This is a genomic window from Cupriavidus sp. UGS-1 (assembly GCF_021213615.1).
Taxonomy (GTDB): domain Bacteria; phylum Pseudomonadota; class Gammaproteobacteria; order Burkholderiales; family Burkholderiaceae; genus Cupriavidus.
In genome coordinates, this window is sequence record NZ_JAJQJF010000006.1 from 197,224 (window position 1) to 216,094 (window position 18,871).

Genomic DNA, 18,871 nt, shown 5'->3' on the forward strand with positions numbered 1-18,871 from the left:
CTTGCTATGATTCCCGTTTGGGTTTCCGTTTGCCCTTCCCGGCTCCCACGGCGCCCCGGCTCGCCGCCGGAATCGCCTCCGCCACGCCCGACCTTCGCCAGACCTACCAGGCCAGACTTACGCATGTCCGATCTCATGACCGACCAGAACGTCCACTTTACCTATACCCAGGCGCAACTGAGCGAAATGGCAGCCGATGTGCTGCGCGTCGCCCGCGAACTGGGCGCCACCGATGCCGCCACCGAGATTTCCGAGGGCAGCGGCCTGTCGGTCTCGGTGCGCAAGGGCGAGGTCGAGACGATCGAGCAGAACCGCGACAAGGTGGTCGGCGTGACCGTGATGATCGGCAAGCGGCGCGGCAATGCCAGCACGTCGGACTTCTCGCCGGCCGCGCTGCGCGCCACCGCCGAGGCCGCCTACAACATCGCGCGCTTCACCGCCGAGGACGACTGCGCGGGCCTGGCCGAAGAGGAACTGCTCGAACGCGATCCGCTCGACCTGGACCTGTTCCACCCGTGGGCCATCGACGCCGAGCAGGCTATCGAGATCGCGCGCCGCGCCGAGGCCGCGGCCTTCGCGGTGTCGCCGCGCATTCGCAACAGCGACGGCGCCAGCGTATCGGCGCAGCATTCGCAGTTCGTGCTGGCCACCACGCGCGGTTTCGTCGGCGGCTATCCGTATTCGCGCCATTTCGTCTCGTGCGCGCCGATCGCCGGCAGCGGCGGCGGCATGCAGCGAGACGACTGGTATTCGTCCAAGCGCGCGCCCGAGGCGCTGGCCGAGCCCGAAGCGATCGGCCGCTACGCTGCCGAACGCGCGCTGGCGCGGCTGCATGCGCGCAAGCTGTCGACGCGCCGCTGCCCGGTGCTGTTCGAAGCCCCGCTGGCGGCAGGACTGCTGGGTGCCTTCGTGCAGGCGGTATCGGGCGGCGCGCTGTATCGCAAGTCGACCTTCCTGTACGACACGCTGGGCAAGCCGGTCTTCGCTCCGCATATCGACATCCATGAGCGTCCGCATGTGCCGGGCGCGATGGGCAGCGCGCCGTTCGACGAGGAGGGCGTCAAGACCCGCGCCCGCGACGTGGTGCGCGATGGCGTCGTGCAAGGCTATTTCCTGTCGACCTATTCGGCCCGCAAGCTCGGCATGCAGACCACCGGCAACGCCGGCGGCTCGCACAATCTGTCGCTGACCAGCAAGCTGACGGAGCCGGGCGACGATTTCCCGGCGATGCTGCGCAAGCTGGGCACCGGCCTGCTGGTGACCGAACTGATGGGGCAGGGCGTCAACTACGTGACCGGCGACTATTCGCGCGGCGCCTCGGGCTATTGGGTCGAGAACGGCGTGATCCAGTACCCGGTCGAGGAAATCACGATCGCCGGCAACATGGCCGAGATGTTCCGCCAGATCGTCGCGATCGGCGCCGACACGCTGGTGCGCGGCACCAAGGAGACGGGCTCGATCCTGATCGAGCAGATGACGATCGCGGGGAATTGACAGGGAAGCGCGGTCGCTCGCGCGGAGCCGAAGGTGTTCTCCCCTCTCCCGCTCGCGGGAGAGGGGTAGGGGGAGGGGGCAGCAGCATTGGCCAATGCCGCCACGGCTTGAACCGCCCGGCCCCTCTCCCCAACCCTCTCCCGCAAGCGGGAGAGGGAGTGCCGCCCGTGCAGTGCGCACGGCGACAGCGCTGGCAGATTGCTGCCGCAGACTACTCCGGCGCCCGTTCGTACGTCACGAACGCATAGTCGAAGCCATTCGGCTCGGAATGATGCCGCTCCCGCTCGGTGGCAATCCAGCGTTGCGGATCGATGTCGGGGAAGTGCGCATCGCCGTCGATGTCGGCGTCGATCTCGGTGACGATCAGCCGGTCGGCGCTGGGCAGCGCCTCGGCATAGAGCTGCGCGCCGCCGATCAGGAACACCTGCTCGACGCCGACGCACAGCCGCAGCGCGTCCTCGAGCGAGGAAGCGGTTTCCGCGCCATCGAGCCGCAGTTCGGGATTGCGGCTCACCACGATATTGCGGCGGCCCGGCAGCGGCCGGCCGATCGATTCCCAGGTCTTGCGGCCCATGATCACCGGAGCGCCCATCGTGGTGCGCTTGAAGTGCGCCAGGTCCTCGGGCAGCCGCCACGGCAGCGTGTTGTCGCGGCCGATCACGCCATTGCGCGCGCGCGCGACGATCAGCGTCAGCAGCGTCATACCGCGACCGGGGCCTTGATGGCCGGATGCGATTGGTAGCCGACCAGCGCGAAGTCCTCGTAGCGGTAGTCGAAGATCGAATCGGGCTTGCGCAGGATTTCCAGCTTCGGCAGCGCCATCGGTTCGCGCGCCAGCTGCGTGCGCACCTGTTCCTCGTGATTGCTGTAGATATGGCAGTCGCCGCCGGTCCAGACGAAATCGCCGACTTCGAGACCGGTCTGCTGCGCGATCATGTGCGTCAGCAGCGCATAGCTGGCGATATTGAACGGCACGCCGAGGAAGATGTCGGCGCTGCGCTGGTACAGCTGGCACGACAGCCGGCCGTCGGCCACGTAGAACTGGAAGAACGCGTGGCAGGGTGGCAGCTTCATGCGCGGGATGTCGCCGACGTTCCAGGCCGACACGATCAGCCGGCGCGAATCCGGATTGCTGCGGATCTGCTCGATCAGCTGGGCGATCTGGTCGATATGCTCGCCGTTCGGCGCCGGCCACGAACGCCATTGATAGCCGTAGATCGGGCCGAGCTCGCCGTTCTCGTCGGCCCATTCGTCCCAGATCGTGACGCCGTTTTCCTGCAGCCACCGCACATTGGTCGAGCCCTGCAGGAACCACAGCAGCTCATGGATGATCGACTTCAGATGCAGCTTCTTGGTGGTGACCACCGGGAAGCCTTCGCGCAGGTCGAAGCGCATCTGATAGCCGAACACCGAGCGCGTGCCGGTGCCGGTGCGGTCCGCCTTGACGGTGCCATGCTCGTACACATGGCGCATGAAGTCGAGATACTGTTTCATCGGCGTCGGAAAGGAAAAAGGGCCGCAGCGCAGCGGCATGCGGGCCAGGGCGTCATTCTAGCCGATGCGCTCCGATGGGGCGCCGGCATGAAAAAAGGGCGGCCCCGATGGAGCCGCCCCTTGATCGGATCGCTGTCGTTCCCGCACGGGCGGGAACGACAGCTTGCCGCTTACTGGCTTTCGACCGCCGGCGCGCGGCGCTTCTGCACCATATAGCCGGCGCCCAGCACGCCGCCGATGATCACGGCATACAGCAGCCAGGCCAGCGCCGGGTTGGCGGCGAAGAACGGCTTGACCAGCGGTTCGCCCAGGATCATCTTGGCCGCGGTGAACGCCAGCACGCCGGAGCCCAGGTAGATGATGATCGGGTAGCGGGCCATCAGCTTGAGCACCAGGCGCGAGCCCCAGACCACGATCGGGATGCTGATCAGCAGACCCAGCACCACCAGCAGGAAGCTGCCGTGCGCGGCGCCGGCCACGGCCAGCACGTTGTCGACGCCCATCACGGCGTCGGCGATGATGATCGTCTTCATCGCGCCGGCCAGCGTGGTTGCCGGGGCGCCATGCTCGTCCTCGCCGTTTTCGTCGGACAGCAGCTTGTAGGCGATCCACACCAGCGCCAGGCCACCGACCAGCATCAGGCCAGGAATCTTCAGCAGCCACACGACACCGATGGTCATGGCCGAACGGACCACGACGGCACCGATGGTGCCCCAGACGATGGCCTTCTTTTGCAGGTGCGGCGGCAGGTTACGCGCCGCCAGCGCGATCACGATGGCATTGTCGCCAGCGAGCACCAGGTCGATGACGACGATCGACAGCAGTGCCGTCAGAAACTGCATCGTGAACAGATCGGTAAGCCACTCCATGAACTCTCCTGTTGGAAACGTGAAATATCGGTTCGCCTGGAGTCATGCAGCCGCGGACGGGAGCCTCTGCAAACCATGAATCCAGGTTGCAAAGGTCTTGCTCGACCGATCTGCGATATTGCCGAAACGCCGATATCGCCGGTACGGTCAGCACAACCGGAGGCCGCAATGGGCGCGGCGCTCGTAATGACGATTGTGCTAAGGGCGGGCTGCCCTGGAGCTACTCCCCTTTGAAGGGGCTTGGCCGTGGTCGGCCTTGCTTGGGCACGGATTATAAACGAGGTTCATGGCGATTGTCGCCTTTGCGGCAAATGGCGTTTACCCGGCCTCGCGCCACGCCTTTACCCGCTTCCAGCCCCACCTGGCCCGCCATGGCCCGGAATAGCGCCGGGCGCGTGTCGGAGGCAGGCGGGCAGGCAGACGAGGCCGATAGCGCCTATTCTTACCGGATCGGCAGTGGCCGATGCGCCGCCGGACAGCGATGGCGGCGTGTCCTCTGCCCACACCGGCCGTTTGCTGGCGTTCGCTGCGTTTGCCGAGACGGCGGCGGCGGTGTGACCGGGGTTCGGGGTTGCGCCGCGCTCAGTGCTCAAGGCTCGCAGCGCGGTGCCCAGTGTCATCCAGCCACATCAACCGACCACAAGGAACAAGAACCCTATGCCGGCTGACCCGATCGGTATGCCATCGCGCCGCATCCGCCAGGACAACGGATCCGCACCGCGCGCCGCCTCTTCACCGTCCCCGTCTTCCGCAGCGTCCTCATCGTCTTCCTCGTCTTCCTCGTCTTCCCCGCCTTCTCGATCCGCCGCCGCGGCCTCGTCGCTGGCCAGGGCGCGCTCGCGCTTCGGCGATCCGCTCGCCTTCGTGCAGCAGTACCGCCACGACGACGAGGCCGAGCGCGCCGAGCTGATCGACGGTCTGCTGGCTCCGCACGCCAGCGTCCAGCCCAAGCACTTCTACGACGTGCTCGGCTCGCGGCTGTTCGAGGCCATCACCGCGTTGCCCGAGTACTATCCGACGCGCACCGAGGCGGAGATCTTCGCCGCGCATGCGAGTGCGATCGGCGCGCGCTGCGGCAGCGGCGGCGTGCTGATCGACCTCGGCGCCGGCAATTGCCAGAAGGCGGCGCGGCTGTTCGGCGTGCTGCGGCCCGCCCAATATGTTGCGCTCGATATCTCGGTCGAGTTCCTGCGCGACACGCTGGCCGGACTGCAGCAGCAGCATCCGCAGATTCCGATGCTGGGGCTGGGCGCGGACCTGTGCGCGCCGCTCGCGCTGCCGGCGCCGATCCGGCACGGCCGGCGGCTGTTCTTCTATCCGGGCTCGAGCATCGGCAACTTCGCGCCCGACGCCGCGCTGGCGCTGCTGCAGCGGCTGCGCGCGGCAGCGCGGCAGGGCGACGGCGTGTTGATCGGCGTCGATCTGGTCAAGGACGAGGCGCAGCTGGTAGCGGCCTACGACGATGCGCTGGGCGTGACTGCGGCGTTCAACCGCAACGTGCTGCGCAACGTCAATCGCGCGATCGATGCCAACTTCGCGTTGGCCGACTGGCGCCATGTCGCCAGCTTCGACCGGCAGCGTTCGCGTATCCGGATGCATCTGGAGGCGGTGCGCGATGTCGAGGTCCACTGGACCGGCGGCGGCCGCGCCTTCCATGCCGGCGAGCGCATCCATACCGAGGACTCGCACAAGTACCGCGTCGACGGGTTTGCCGCGCTGCTCGAAGAGGCGGGCTTTGCCGATCCGGTCTGCTGGACCGACGCGCGGCAATGGTTCGCGGTGTTCCACGCGCGCGTGCCGGCCTGAGGGTCGAGGACCAGGCGGAAGAGGCTGGCCGAAGAGGCAGGCCGAAGAGGCAGGCCGAAGGGAAGGGGAAAGGGAAGGGGAAAGCCGCGGTGTCATAATGCCCGCTGACATGCCGCTCGCACTGCGCGCGGTTTTCCAGCGGCTTTTGACGAGGCGGGCAATCCGATGAGCGGCTTCACCATGCTTCCCGATCTGTATTTCGCCGGCGGCCGGCACGACTGGAGCGATGCGCGGCGGCTGCCGCGCGAGGGCTTGGCGCAGGCGCTGGTCGACAGCCGCAACCGCACGCTGGCCTGGCTGGCCGCGTTCGGCGCGGCCCGGCGCGGCTGGATCGTGCCGCGCCAGTACGATGCCGATCCGCCGCTATGGACGCTGGGCCATCTCGCCTGGCACGCCGAATGGTGGTGCCTGCGCGACGTCCAATGGCAGGACCGCGGCGGCGTGCTGCTGCCGGTGCCGGCCGCGCCGGCGATGCTCGACGGTGCCGACGAGTGGTTCGATCCCGAACGCATCGGTCCCGATGCGCGCTGGGAAGCCGCCCTGCCCGATGTTGCCGCACTGAAGCACTACGCGGCCTCGGTGCTCGACGCGGTGCTGCGCCGGATCGCGCTGCTGCCCGACGATGGCGACGACACGCTGTATCCCTACCGCCGCGCGCTGCAGCACGAGGACGCGCAGATCGAACGGATCGCCGCACTGCTGCAGGCGCTGGCGATGGCGCCCGACGATCCCGCGCTGACCCGCCCGCCGGTCAGCGTGCCCGACGCCGGCACGCTGCAGTTTCCCGGCGGCCGTTTCACGCAGGGCTGGAGCGAGCCGGACGGCTTCGCGATGCCCGACGAACTGCCCGCGCAGCCGACTTATGTGCCGGCCTTCGAGATCGACGCCGCGCCGGTCACCAACGCGCAATACCTGGAGTTCGTCGACGACGGCGGCTACGAGCGGCCCAACTGGTGGTCGCCGGCCGGCCGCCAGTGGCTGATGACGCAGGAGCGCTCGGCGCCGCGCTACTGGGAGCGCCATGCGCAGACGCGCGCCTGGATGGCGCAGCGCTTCGACATGCTGCGCACGCTCAATCCCGACGAGGCGGTGCGGCACGTGACGCTGTACGAGGCGCAGGCCTGGTGCGCGTGGGCCGGACGCCGGCTGCCGGACGAGGCCGAGTGGGAGATGGCCGCGGTGCAGAATCGCGGTGGCTTCCGCTGGGGCATGGTGCGCGAATGGACCGCGACACCGTACGAGCCCTATGCCGGCTTTGCCGAGTTGCCGGCGCACCCCGGCCCCGGGGACAGCGAGATGCAGGCGCGCTTCGGCGTCTGCCAGGCCGTGCGCGGCGCCTGCTTCGTCGGCCCGACGCGGCTGCGCCATGCACGCGCGCGGCTGGCGCTGGCGCCGGAGGAAGACGCAGCCTTCGTGGGGTTTCGTACCTGCGCGCTGTGAGCGAAAAAAAAGCCCCGCAGGAGCGGGGCGCAGTTTGCCGTTGGATTGGTCGTCCCCGCGCAGGCGGGGACCCAGTGGCTTTGCCAAGACGCTGGATTCCCGCCTACGCGGAACGACGGCGATATCAGTGAATCACCATCCGCGTGAACGGCTCCACATAGGCCTGCAGCGTAACGAACAGGCCGACGAGAATCGCCAGCACGACCGAGTGGAAGAACACGTAGCGCAGGATGTCGCCCTCGTGGCCGTACCACTTGGTCGCGGTCGAGGCCACCACGATCGACTGCGCGTCGATCATCTTGCCCATCACGCCGCCCGAGCTGTTGGCCGAGGCCATCAGCACCGGCGACAGGCCGAGCTGCTCCGCGGTGGTCTTCTGCAGCCCGCCGAACAGCACGTTCGACGCGGTATCCGAGCCGGTCAGCGCGACGCCCAGCCAGCCCAGCATCGTGCCGAACAGCGGGTAGAACACGCCGGTGTGCGCGAACGCCAGGCCCAGCGTCGCGTCCAGGCCCGAGTAGCGGGTCAGGTAGCCGACGCCGAACATCGCGCAGATCGTCAGCAGCGAGTAGCGCACCAGCTTGATCGTGTTCCAGTACTCGCGCAGCAGGCGCGGCACCGAATAGCCCATCAGCAGCCCGCCGACCACGGCGGCGACCAGGATGCCGGTGCCCGCCATCGACAGCACGTTGAAGTTGAACACCGCAGCCTCGGCGATCTGCTGCGGCACCACCGGCGGCACCTTCAGCACCGCCTTGTCCAGGCCCGGGATCGCGTACTTCCACGACCAGATCGCGTCGAACGCCTTCTTGATCTGCGGCACGCCCCAGATGAAGACGAACACGGTCAGGATCACCCACGGCATCCACGCCTTGGCGGTCGAGATGCCGGCGGCAGCGGCGTTGGCGCGCGCCTCGGCGGCGACCGCCTCGGGATCGTCGACCTTCGATTCGTCGTGGCGGCCCAGGATCTTGGTGGTGGTCCAGATCTTCTTCGGCTTCCAGACCTTCAGGAACAGCGCCAGCGAGCCCATCGACACCAGCGCGGCGATCACGTCCACCAGCCACGGGCCGTGGTAGTTCGACACCAGGAACTGCGGGATCGCGAAGCTGACGCCGGCCACCAGGATCGCCGGCCAGACCTCGAGCATGCCGCGGAAGCCGGCAAAGGCCCAGATCAGCCAGAACGGCACCAGCACCGAGAACAGCGGCAGCTGGCGGCCGATCATCGCCGACAGGTCGAGCAGGTCAAGGCCGGTGACGGCCGACAGCGCGATGATCGGCGAGCCGAGCGCGCCGTAGGCGACCGGCGCGGTATTGGCGATCAGCGCCAGGCCCGAAGCGGCCAGCGGCGAGAAGCCCAGGCCGATCAGGATCGCGCCGGTCACCGCCACCGGCGTGCCGAAGCCGGCCGCGCCCTCGAAGAACGCGCCGAAGCTGAACGCGACCAGCAGCAGCTGCAGGCGCCTGTCTTCGGTGATGCCGGCGATCGAGCCCTGCAGCACCTTGAACGAGCCGTTCAGCGTGGTCAGCCGGTGCAGGAAGATGATGTTCAGCACGATCCAGCCGATCGGGAACAGGCCCGATGCGATGCCCAGGCCGGCGGCCTTGCCGGCCATCGCGGCGGGCATGCCGAAGATCGCCGAGGCGACCACGATGCCGACCACCAGCGCCAGGCCGGCGGCCAGATGGGCCTGCAGATGAAAGAACGCCAGCGCGCCCAACAGCACCGCGACCGGCACGCCCGCGGCGAGCGTGGACAGGGCCATGCTGCCGAGCGGGTCGTAGACTTGACTCCACACGATTGAATCCTCCTCAGTGATGGGCCGGCGAGCCATCCTTCTGCGGGCGATCCTCGCCGGTTTGCCTGCGCACGCGAGGGACGCGCAGGGGTGACCCAAGCTTCGCGCACGAGCAAGCGAAGGATTGTAAGGACGGCTATACGTCACCCGCGATACATCGCGTCACGATGGGCGTGAACCGGATTCAGGAATCAGGGTTTGCCCGGGGCGCGCGTCCGGTGTGCAGCGTACTCCAATTGTTGCGGAACGGAAATGTCTGCTTGCCGGCACGGCGGCGATGGAACGGGGAGGAAAGGCCGCTGCGGGGGAGAGAGAGGCGGGCGGCCGGCGTCGATGCGGGCACCCGCATGGATCAAGCCAGCGGCAACACCAGGATGCCCGACGCCGCCGGCCGCGCGCGCATCTTGGCCAGCCAGCGCTCCAGTTCCGGACGCGGCTCGCGCCGGATCGGCATGCCCATCCAGCGGTGCGCGGCGCAGGCCAGCGAGATGTCGGCCATGCTGAAGCGGTCGTCGCAGATGAACTCGCGCCCGGTCAGCGCCTTGTCGAGCAGCGCGGCCAGCGGCTCGGCACGCGCGATCGAGCGGGCCACCGCATCGGCGTCGCGGCGCTCGGCCGGCGTGCGCACCGTCTGCACGAAGGCGTCGACCATGGCCGGCGTGAAGGCGGTGTTCTGCCAGTCCATCCAGCGGTCGGCGGAGGCGCGCGTGCGCACGTCCTCCGGCCACAGCGTGCCTTCGCCATACTGCGCGCACAGGTAACGCACGATCGCATTCGATTCCCACAGCACGAACGGCTCGCCGCCGATATCGGTGCCGCGGAAGTCCTCGATCACCGGGATCAGCCGGTTCGGGTTCAGCCGGACGTAGGCCTCGGTGTCGAGGTCGCCGCGCGTGATGCCGATATCGATCCGCTCGTGATCGAGATGCAGTTCGCGCGCGCACCAGACGACCTTCTGGACGTTGATCGAAGAGAGCCGGCCCCAGATGCGCAACATATCGGTCTTCCTTGTTCTGGTCGGTGCCGCGGCCTGTCGACGCGGATCAGGCCGCCTTCGCCTGGCCTGCCTGCGCCGCGATGGCCTCGGCGAACAGCTTGCCGAGGATCGCCACGCCTTGCTCGATGCGCTCGGGCGGCACGGTGACGAAGGCCAGCCGCAGCGTATTCTGCCGCGGATTGGTGGCGAAGAAGGGGGCGCCGGGCACATAGGCGACGTTGCGCTTGACCGCCTCCTGCAGGATCGCCATGCTGTCCAGCCCCTCGGGCAGCGACATCCAGATGAACATGCCGCCCTCGGGCTGGTTCCACTTGACGCCGGCCGGCATATGGCGCGCCAGCGCATCCAGCATGTAACGGCACTGGTTGCCGTACAGCTCGCGGATGGTCGGGATATGCGTATCGAGCAGGCCGTCGCGGATGGTCTCGTAGGCGACGCGCTGCGTGAAGCTCGGCGTATGCAGGTCCGAGGCCTGCTTGGCCTGGCACAGCTTGAAATGCAGATCGGGCGGGGCGATCACATAGCCCAGGCGCAGGCCCGGCGCCAGCACCTTCGAGAACGAACCCATGTAGATCACGCCGTCCGGATTCATCGACAGCAGCGTCGGCAGCTGGTTGCCGGTGTAGCTGAGTTCGCCATACGGATCGTCCTCGATCAGCAGCACGTTCAGCTCGCGGGCGCGCTGCACCAGCGCCTGGCGGCGCTCCAGCGGCATGCGGCGGCCGGTCGGATTCTGGAAGTTGGGCAGCGCGTACAGGAAGCGCGCGCCGGCGGTCAGCTCGGCGGTCAGCGCCTCGGGCTGCAGGCCCTGGTCGTCGCTCGGCAGCGAGACGAACTCGGGCTCGAACAGCGAGAAGGCCTGCAGCGCGCCAAGATAGCTCGGCGTCTCGACCAGCACCGGGCTGCCCGGATCGATCAGCACCTTGGCCAGCAGGTCCAGTGCCTGCTGCGAGCCGGTGGTGATCAGCACGCGCTCGACATCCACGCCATGGCGGCGCGCGATGAATTCGCGCAGCGGCAGATAGCCCTCGGTGGCGGTGTACTGCAGCGCCGCGTGCGGGTTGTCGGCGAATACACGGGCCACCGCCTGTTCCATCGCGGCGACCGGGAAGGTCGCGGGCGACGGCAAGCCGCCGGCGAACGAAATGACTTCCGGACGCTCGGTGACCTTGAGGATTTCGCGGATGGCCGAGCTGGTCAGTTGTTGCGCCCGGCGGGAGATGGCCCAATGCATGATGGTCTCTTGGTGTGGTTCTCGCGCGGCGGCGCCGCGCGATGTCGGTCAAATCGATGTGGCGGTGCGCGCGGGGCGCGCACGCCTGAAACGGTGGGGCCGGCCTTACTGGACCGCTTGCACTTCGACGATCATCTCGATCTCGACGCAGGCGCCCAGCGGAATCTGCGCGACGCCGAACGCGCTGCGGGCATGCTTGCCCTTGTCGCCGAACACTTCGGCCAGCAGCTCGGAGCAGCCGTTGGTGACGAGGTGCTGCTCGGTGAAGTCCGGCGTCGAATTGACCAGGCTCATCACCTTGACGATGCGCGCGACGCGGTTCAGGTCGCCGACATGCGCGTGCAGCGTCGCCAGCAGGTCGATCGCGATCGCGCGCGCCGCCGCCTTGCCCTCTTCGGTGCCCAGCTGGTCGCCGAGCTTGCCGACCCACGGCTTGCCGTCCTTGCGGGCGATATGGCCCGACAGGAAGACCGTGGTGCCGGTCTGCGCCGCCATCACGTAGGCGGCGGCGGGGGCGCCGGCGGTCGGCAGTTCGATGCCCAGGCGGGCGAGGGTGTCATAGACGGACATGAAGACTCCTGTTCTCGAGAGTTCGGGGTGGTTCAGCGGGATCGTGCCGGCGGCAGGCCGGCGGACGCGGCGGCGGCAGCCGTGGCGGCAGTCGCAGCAGCGGGCGCGGCACGCACCGCGGTGCGGCGGCCCAGCGCCACCACCGCGATCACCGCGACGGCGAAACCGATGGTGGGCGCGTCGAGCGGCTCGGCCAGCAGCCAGGCGCCGCCGGCCAGCGTCATGAACGGCTGCAGCAATTGTATCTGGCCGACGCGGGCCACGCCCCCTTTCGCCAGTCCGGCGTACCAGAAGACGAAGCCGATGAACATCGAAAAGAGCGAGACGTAGGCCATGCCGAGCCATGCGCGCGCCGACGCGGCGGCGATCTGCGGCAGCGTCTGCGCGGCCAGCCAGGCGACCGTCGGCAGCACCGCCGGCAGCGAGACCACCAGCGCCCAGCTGATCGTTTCGAGGCCGCCGAGCTCGCGCGACAGCTTGCCGCCTTCGGCATAGCCGAGCGCGCCCAGCACCATCGCGGCGAACAGCAGCCAGTCGGCGTGCTGCAGCGCGCCGGCGCCTTGCCACAGCGCGAAGGCGACTACCAGCGCGCTGCCGGCGACCGCCGCGGCCCAGAACGCCATCGACGGCCGCTCGCGGCCGAACCAGGCGGCGAACACCGCGGTGGCTAGCGGCAGCAGCCCGACCACGATTGCGCCGTGGCCGGCCGGCACTTCGCGCATCGCCAGCGACGAGAACAGCGGAAAGCCGATCACCACGCCGAGCGCGGTCACGGCGAGCCGGAACCATTGGCCGCCGCGCGGACGGCGCGCCGCCGACAGCGCGCCACGCTGCCACAGCAGCGCCAGCGCCAGCAGCGTGGCCACCAGCGCGCGCGCCAGCGCGACGAAGGTGGCATCGAGCTCGGCCACCGCCATCCGCGTAAACGGCAGCGTCTGGCTGAAGATCGCCACGCCGATGAAGCCGAGCAGCATGCCGCCGCTCGGCGCGTCGGCCTGCGTGGCGGCAGTCGGGGGACAGGGCGCGGCGGTGTCGCGTTGCGTCATGACAGGGTCCTGGTGGCGTTCATGCGAGGCTTTGTTGGGCGGCCGTATTCCGGCGTGGCACTACGAAATCGCGGGCCGCCCGGCGACGGCGATCCACAGCGCGGTGGCCGCCAGCGCCAGCCCCATCGCGCGGTTGAACCAGCGGATGCGCTGGCCGACCTGCAGCCACTGGCGCAGCGACGCGCCCATCGCGCCGTAGGCGCCGTTGCTGAGAAAGCCGAACACGCCGAACACCGCGCACACCAGCAGGCCGCGCTGCAGCGGCGACGCGGCGCCCGACATGTACGAGGCCGCGATCGCCAGCGCCAGCATCCAGGCCTTGATGTTGGCGTACTGCAGCGCCACCGATTGCCAGACGGACAACGGCGCCAGCACCTGCCGGTCGCTGAGCGCGGCGCTGCGGCCGATCTTCGCGGCCAGCCACAGCAGATAGGCCACGCCGGCCAGATGGACGATCGTGGCCAGCACCGGGCTCGCCACGATCAGCGCGCCGACACCGGCCGCGCACAGCGCGAGGATGCTGGCGAAGCCGAGCGCGACGCCGATGCAGTGCGGCAGCGTCGCGCGCAGGCCGAAGTTGGCGCCGGTCACCGCGGCGATCGTGGTGTTGGGCCCGGGCGTGAACAGGCCGACCGTCATCAGCGACAGCAGCGCGGCAAACTGGGTCACGCTGAGCCCGGCGAGCCAGCCGGTCAGCGCGGCATCCATCGGCATCGCACTCATGCGGCGGCGCGCGCCGGGCCCGCGCTGGCGTCGGCGTCGGAAGCGGCGGCGGAAGCGGCGGCGGAAGCGGCGGCGGAAGCGGCGGCCTGCCCGGCCCCCTCGGCGAAGTTGACCACCACGCGCCGGTTGGTGCGGCTCTTCTTCTCGATCCTGGTCACCGCCACCGGACCGATCTCGCCGACCGCGGCCACATGGGTGCCGCCGCAGGGCTGACGGTCGATGCCGGGGATCTCGATGATGCGGATCTGGCCGGTGCCTGCCGGCGGCGCCGCGCCGATGGTGCGCACCAGCTCGGGCTCGGCCGCCAGCTGCTCTGGCGTGATGCGGTCGATGCGGACCGGCGTATTGGCGGCGATCAGGGCATTGAGCCGCTCGCTGAGCTCGGCCTTGTCGAGCGTCGATTCGGGCAGGTCGAAGTCGATCCGCGCCGTGTCCGGGTTGATGTTGCAGCCGGTGACGGGCACCGGGATCAACGCGCCGAGCAGATGCAGGCAGGTGTGCAGCCGCATCAGCCGATGGCGGCGCGCCCAGTCGATCGCGACCGTGACGCGGTCGCCGGGGGCCACTACCGGCAGCGCCTGATCGGGCGCGGGCACGTGCAGGATCGCGCTGCGATCCGGTGCGTAGACGGTTTCGGCCAGCGCGATCGTGCTGCCGTCGGCGAGCGTCAGCGTCCCGGTATCGCCGGCCTGGCCGCCGCTGCGCGCGTAGCAGACCGTTTCATCGAGCACGATGCCCTCGGGCAGTACCGCGAGCACGGTGGCGTCGCAGCGGTCGAGATAGGCGTCCTCGTCGAAGCGCTTGCGCGTGGGCGGCAGCGGGGTGTCGGACATCGGGGGTCTCCTTGTTCTGCGGGGTGTCGGTATGTGGGCCGGTATTGGCCGAGCGCCGGAGCCTGTACCGGTGCGGCCGCCTGTGCCGGCATGGCCTTGCCGGCCGGACAGCCGGGCACCGGTTCGCCGGGTGACGCCGGACCGGCTTTTATCGTGTGTCGATGTTAGACAAGGTTGTCGGTACAGTACCGATACAGTTATTCTGCTGATCCTCAGTACAGTTTTCGGGGGCCGTCCATGGAAACAGGAAATCAGGCCGGGTCGCCGCACGGCGAGACCGGGCAAACGCCGCCGGCCGGGCAGGCGATCGGCCAGGGCAAGGACGAGGCGGCCGGCAGGCCGGCCCGTGCCGCCAGCCGCCGTCCGCTGCGGCTGGTGTTGCCGTCGGCCCCTCCGGCATCGGGCGAGCTGTCGGCCGCCGACAGCCTGCCCGACCCGGTGCCCTCGGCGCAGATGACGCTGGTCGGGCAACTGACCGAATGGGCGCGGATGCGGATCGAGGAGCGGGTGTTCCGCCCCGGCATGCGCATGCCGTCGATCCGCCAGCTGGCGCAGGACAAGGGCATCTCGCGCTTTACCGTGGTCGAGGCCTACGACCGGCTGGTCGCGCTGGGCTATCTCGAATCGCGGCGCGGCTCCGGCTTCTTCGTGCGCGAGCGGGGGCCGTCGATCGGCCCGGGCCTGGGCGCCGGCATGCCAAGCGAGGGCGCCACGGCGCCGCATGCGTCGCGCAACATCGACGTGCCCTGGCTGCTGCGCAACATGTTCCACCGTGCCGAGCCGCGCAAGGCGCCGGGCCTGGGCTTCCTGCCCAACGACTGGCTCGATGGCGAGCTGATCGGCAGCGCGCTGCGCGGCCTGGCGCGCCAGCCGGGCAGCCATTTCCTGGCCAGCGGCACGCCCGAGGGCTTCCTGCCGCTGCGCCAGCAGCTGCGCACGCGGCTGGCGGAGCTGGAGATCGGCGCCGCACCCGAACAGATCGTGCTGACCTCGGGCATCACGCAGGCGCTGGACCTGATCGCGCGGCTCTATGTCCGGCCCGGCGATCCGGTGCTGGTCGGCGATCCCGCCTGGTTCGTGATGTTCGCGCGCTTCGCCGCCCAGGGCGCGCAGGTGATCGGCGTGCCGTACACGGCCGAGGGACCCGACCTCGAGGCGCTGGAGCGCATCGTGCAGGCCCACCGTCCCCGGCTGCTGGTCCTCAATTCGGTGCTGCACAACCCGACCGGCACCTCGCTGTCGGCCGCCAAGGCCTTCCAGCTGCTGCGGCTGGCCGAGCAGTACGACTTCCTGGTGGTCGAGGACGACATCTACTGCGACCTGTGCCCGCCCGGCCATCCTGCCACGCGGCTGGCGAGCCTGGACCAGCTCAAGCGCGTGATCTACCTCGGCAGCTTCTCCAAGACGCTGGCAGCCAACCTGCGGGTCGGCTTCGTCGCGGCGCGTCCCGAACTGGCGCAGAGCCTGACCGACGCCAAGCTGCTGGCCGGGCTGGCCACGCCGGAGATCAACGAGCGCGTGCTGTACAAGGTGCTGACCGAGGGCCACTACCGCAAGCATGTCGAACGCGTGCGCAACCGGCTGGAGCGCGCCCGCGACGAGACGCGGCACGCGCTGGAGAAGCTCGGGCTGACGCTGTTTCCGGGCCAGCATGCCGGCATGTACCTGTGGGCCGATACCGGCCGCGATACCAATGCGATCGCCACGGCCGGACACGAGGAGGGCTATCTGTTCGCGCCCGGCAGCCTGTTCTCGCCGTCGCAGCTGCCATCCGGCTGGATGCGCTTCAACGTCGCCTGCGGCCACGATCCGCAAATGCTGGACTTCCTGGCGCGCCAGCTCGACCGGCTATAGCCCCCGGCCGCCCGGGGCTGCACCGGGGCTGACCCGGGCCTCGGGCTTGCCACTTGAAAATCCGCCGGGGCGTCCCTATCTGGCCGCCACCGGCGCCGCCATGCCACCCGCCCGCGGCGCACCGAACTGAATGATGGGCGCTGCCGCCTTTGCGCGGCGGCGGCGCCGGGACCCATTGACGAGGAGAACCATGAACGCCACGCACGAGACGATGAGCTTCCAGGCGGAAGTCAAGCAGCTGCTGCATCTGATGATCCACAGCCTGTACAGCAACAAGGAGATCTTCCTGCGCGAGCTGATCTCGAACGCCTCGGATGCCACCGACAAGCTGCGCTTCGAGGCGATCGCCAATCCCGCGCTGCTCGAGAACGACGCCGACCTGGCGATCCGCATCGAGACCGACAGCCAGGCCCGCACCATCACGATCACCGACAACGGCATCGGCATGAGCCGCGACGAGGCGATCCGCAACCTGGGCACGATCGCGCGTTCGGGTACCAAGGAATTCTTCGAGCAGCTGTCGGGCGACCAGCAGAAGGACGCCGCGCTGATCGGCCAGTTCGGCGTTGGTTTCTACTCGGCCTTCATCGTCGCCGACCGCGTCACCGTCGAGACCCGCCGCGCGGGCGTGCCCGCCTCGGAGGCGGTGCGCTGGGAGAGCGGCGGCGACGGCGAGTTCACCGTCGATGCGATCGAGCGCGCCGAGCGCGGCACCGCGATCACGCTGCATCTGCGCGAGGGCGAGGACGACTTCCTGTCGGCGTGGAAGATCAAGGACATCATCCGCAAGTACTCCGACCATATCTCGCTGCCGATCCGCATGCCCAAGGAGGTCTGGGACGCCGACACCAGCGCGTACAAGCGCACCGACGAGTGGGAGAGCGTCAACCAGGCCAGCGCGCTGTGGACCCGGGCCAAGAGCGACATCACCGAGGAGCAGTACGTCGCGTTCTACCAGCACATCGCGCACGACCACGAGAAGCCGCTGGCATGGACGCACAACCGCGTCGAAGGGCGCAACGAATACACGCAGCTGCTGTACATCCCGGCGCGCGCGCCGTTCGACCTGTGGGACCGCAACCATCGCGGCGGCCTGAAGCTGTACGTCAAGCGCGTCTTCATCATGGACGACGCCGAGCAGCTGCTGCCGAACTACCTGCGCTTCGTCAAGGGCGTGATCGATTCGTCCGACCTGCCGCTGAACGTCTCGCGCGAGCTGCTGCAGGAAAGCCGCGACGTCAAGGCGATCCGCGAAGGCAGCACCAAGCGCGTGCTGTCGATGCTCGAAGCGATGGCCGACAGCGAGGACCAGGCCGAGCGCGACAAGTACGCCAGCTTCTGGCAGCAGTTCGGCCAGGTGCTCAAGGAGGGCCTGGGCGAGGACACCGCGAACCAGGAACGCCTCGCCAAGCTGCTGCGCTTCGCCTCGACCCATCAGGATTCGGCCGAGCAGACCGTGTCGCTGGCCGACTATGTCGGCCGCATCAAGGAAGGGCAGGACAAGATCTACTACGTGACCGCCGACACGTGGAATGCCGCCAAGGCCAGCCCGCATCTGGAGGTGTTCCGCAAGAAGGGCATCGAGGTGCTGCTGCTGACCGATCGCGTCGACGAATGGATGCTGTCCTTCCTGAACGAGTTCGACGGCAAGGAGCTGGTGTCGGTGGCGCGCGGCGGCCTGGACCTGGGCGCGCTGGCCGACGAAGAGGAAAAGGCCGAGCAGCAGAAGGCCGAGGACGAATGGAAGGACGTGCTGACGCGCGCCAAGGAGGTGCTGGCCGACAAGGCCAAGGACGTGCGCGTGACGCTGCGGCTGACCGACTCGGCCTCGTGCCTGGTGTCGGACGAGGGCGAGATCAGCGGCTATCTGCAGCGGCTGCTGAAGCAGGCCGGCCAGAAGGCGCCGCAGACCAAGCCGATCCTCGAACTGAACCCGTCGCACGCGCTGGTGGGCAAGCTGCGCCAGCTGGCCGGTGCCGATGCGGGAGCCGAGGGCGATGCGTTCGCCGACCGCGTGCACGTGCTGTTCGACCAGGCGCTGCTGGCCGAGGGCGGCATGCTGGAAGACCCCGCGGCCTACGTGCAGCGGATCAACAAGCTGCTGGCCTGATGCCGGCCAGGCGCGGCGTGCCCCGGGTGGTACCGTCGGCGGCGTCGCCAGAGGCGCCGCCAGACCTGCAGCAAGGCCTGCCGCCGGTGATCGACCGCCATACCCGCGTGCTGATCCTCGGCAGCTTCCCCGGCGCCGCGTCGCTGGCCGCGCGCCAGTACTACGCGCATCCGCGCAACCAGTTCTGGCCGCTGCTCGGCGCGCTGCTCGGCGAACCGCTGCCCGAGCTGCCCTATGCCGAGCGGCTGACGCGCGTGCTGGCGCATCGCGTCGGCATCTGGGACGTGCTGGGCGCCTGCGTGCGGCCCGGCAGCCTCGATTCCAATATCCGCCATCCGCAGGCCAACGATTTCGAGCGCCTGCGGCAGCTGGCGCCGGCGCTGCGCCGCGTCGGCTTCAACGGCGGCACCTCGGGCCGCTTCGCGCCGCAGTTCGCCGCTGCGGGATACGAGACCGTGGTGCTGCCCTCGTCGAGCCCCGCCCATGCCGCGCGCACCTTCGAGCAGAAACTGGAGTTGTGGCGCGCGCTTCTGTCACAATCGCGGCCGTGATTGACGCCGGACCGCCTCTTCGAATGGGGCGGTCTTTCCGTAGCCCGCC

The 18,871-nt window shown here is 69.0% G+C and carries 16 protein-coding genes; 6 read left to right on the forward strand and 10 right to left on the reverse strand.

Translation table 11 applies throughout. The features are described from left to right. The first annotated feature begins 123 nt into the window (after positions 1 to 123). On the forward strand, positions 124 to 1,494 hold the full coding sequence (gene pmbA, locus LRR16_RS10980) for a metalloprotease PmbA (RefSeq protein WP_006578127.1): 1,371 nt from the start codon (positions 124 to 126) through the stop codon (positions 1,492 to 1,494). Between the two features lie 211 nt (positions 1,495 to 1,705). Here pmbA and LRR16_RS10985 read toward each other — a convergent pair whose 3' ends face one another. From LRR16_RS10985 to LRR16_RS10995, 3 genes are all read right to left on the reverse strand, one after another. Next, a complete protein-coding gene (locus LRR16_RS10985; protein ID WP_064575895.1) occupies positions 1,706 to 2,197 on the reverse strand; it encodes a dihydrofolate reductase in 492 nt (163 codons plus the stop codon). Then, positions 2,194 to 2,988, reverse strand: coding sequence for a thymidylate synthase (locus tag LRR16_RS10990; RefSeq protein WP_232205857.1), 795 nt, complete (start codon positions 2,986 to 2,988; stop codon positions 2,194 to 2,196). Before LRR16_RS10990 ends, LRR16_RS10985 begins: the two co-directional genes overlap by 4 nt. Before the next feature lie 170 nt (positions 2,989 to 3,158). Further along, positions 3,159 to 3,857, reverse strand: a complete 699-nt coding sequence (locus LRR16_RS10995; RefSeq protein ID WP_006578124.1) for a TerC family protein — start codon at positions 3,855 to 3,857, stop codon at positions 3,159 to 3,161. 678 nt (positions 3,858 to 4,535) lie between these two features. On the opposite strand from LRR16_RS10995, the gene egtD reads away from it, so the two are divergent. After that, positions 4,536 to 5,663, forward strand: a complete 1,128-nt coding sequence (gene egtD, locus LRR16_RS11000; protein WP_232205858.1) for an L-histidine N(alpha)-methyltransferase — start codon at positions 4,536 to 4,538, stop codon at positions 5,661 to 5,663. Between the two features lie 165 nt (positions 5,664 to 5,828). Continuing rightward, the gene (locus LRR16_RS11005; protein ID WP_232205859.1) at positions 5,829 to 7,103 is read left to right on the forward strand and encodes an SUMF1/EgtB/PvdO family nonheme iron enzyme; all 1,275 of its coding nucleotides are present in this window, start codon (positions 5,829 to 5,831) and stop codon (positions 7,101 to 7,103) included. 124 nt (positions 7,104 to 7,227) lie between these two features. Here LRR16_RS11005 and LRR16_RS11010 read toward each other — a convergent pair whose 3' ends face one another. The 7 genes from LRR16_RS11010 to LRR16_RS11040 form a co-directional block, all read right to left on the reverse strand. Further along, a complete protein-coding gene (locus LRR16_RS11010) occupies positions 7,228 to 8,904 on the reverse strand; it encodes an L-lactate permease (protein ID WP_023264137.1) in 1,677 nt (558 codons plus the stop codon). A gap of 352 nt (positions 8,905 to 9,256) precedes the next feature. Continuing rightward, positions 9,257 to 9,901: a glutathione S-transferase family protein gene (locus LRR16_RS11015; RefSeq protein ID WP_232205860.1), complete on the reverse strand. Its 645-nt coding sequence runs from the start codon at positions 9,899 to 9,901 to the stop codon at positions 9,257 to 9,259. A gap of 46 nt (positions 9,902 to 9,947) precedes the next feature. Then, complete coding sequence (locus tag LRR16_RS11020) at positions 9,948 to 11,135, reverse strand: PLP-dependent aminotransferase family protein (RefSeq protein WP_006579864.1); 1,188 nt, start codon at positions 11,133 to 11,135, stop codon at positions 9,948 to 9,950. A gap of 105 nt (positions 11,136 to 11,240) precedes the next feature. Then, entirely contained in the window at positions 11,241 to 11,705 is a 465-nt protein-coding gene (locus LRR16_RS11025) for a RidA family protein (protein ID WP_064575904.1), read from the reverse strand. Positions 11,706 to 11,737: 32 nt separating this feature from the next. Continuing rightward, positions 11,738 to 12,679 (reverse strand): DMT family transporter, encoded by a 942-nt coding sequence (locus LRR16_RS11030; RefSeq protein WP_232205890.1) that lies wholly within the window; start codon positions 12,677 to 12,679, stop codon positions 11,738 to 11,740. Between the two features lie 132 nt (positions 12,680 to 12,811). Beyond that, positions 12,812 to 13,465 carry a LysE family translocator gene (locus LRR16_RS11035; RefSeq protein ID WP_232205891.1) on the reverse strand — a complete coding sequence of 218 codons (654 nt, stop codon included), beginning with the start codon at positions 13,463 to 13,465 and terminating at the stop codon, positions 12,812 to 12,814. 5 nt (positions 13,466 to 13,470) lie between these two features. Beyond that, on the reverse strand, positions 13,471 to 14,307 hold the full coding sequence (locus LRR16_RS11040; RefSeq protein WP_370646790.1) for an alanyl-tRNA editing protein: 837 nt from the start codon (positions 14,305 to 14,307) through the stop codon (positions 13,471 to 13,473). 237 nt (positions 14,308 to 14,544) lie between these two features. Between LRR16_RS11040 and LRR16_RS11045 the strand changes: the two genes are divergently transcribed. From LRR16_RS11045 to LRR16_RS11055, 3 genes are all read left to right on the forward strand, one after another. Further along, positions 14,545 to 16,161 (forward strand): PLP-dependent aminotransferase family protein, encoded by a 1,617-nt coding sequence (locus tag LRR16_RS11045; protein ID WP_232205861.1) that lies wholly within the window; start codon positions 14,545 to 14,547, stop codon positions 16,159 to 16,161. A 190-nt stretch (positions 16,162 to 16,351) separates the two neighbouring features. Further along, the gene (gene htpG, locus LRR16_RS11050) at positions 16,352 to 18,271 is read left to right on the forward strand and encodes a molecular chaperone HtpG (protein ID WP_232205862.1); all 1,920 of its coding nucleotides are present in this window, start codon (positions 16,352 to 16,354) and stop codon (positions 18,269 to 18,271) included. Further along, complete coding sequence (locus tag LRR16_RS11055) at positions 18,271 to 18,822, forward strand: DNA-deoxyinosine glycosylase (RefSeq protein WP_232205863.1); 552 nt, start codon at positions 18,271 to 18,273, stop codon at positions 18,820 to 18,822. The genes htpG and LRR16_RS11055 overlap by 1 nt, the downstream gene beginning before the upstream one ends. The last annotated feature ends 49 nt before the right edge of the window (positions 18,823 to 18,871 follow it).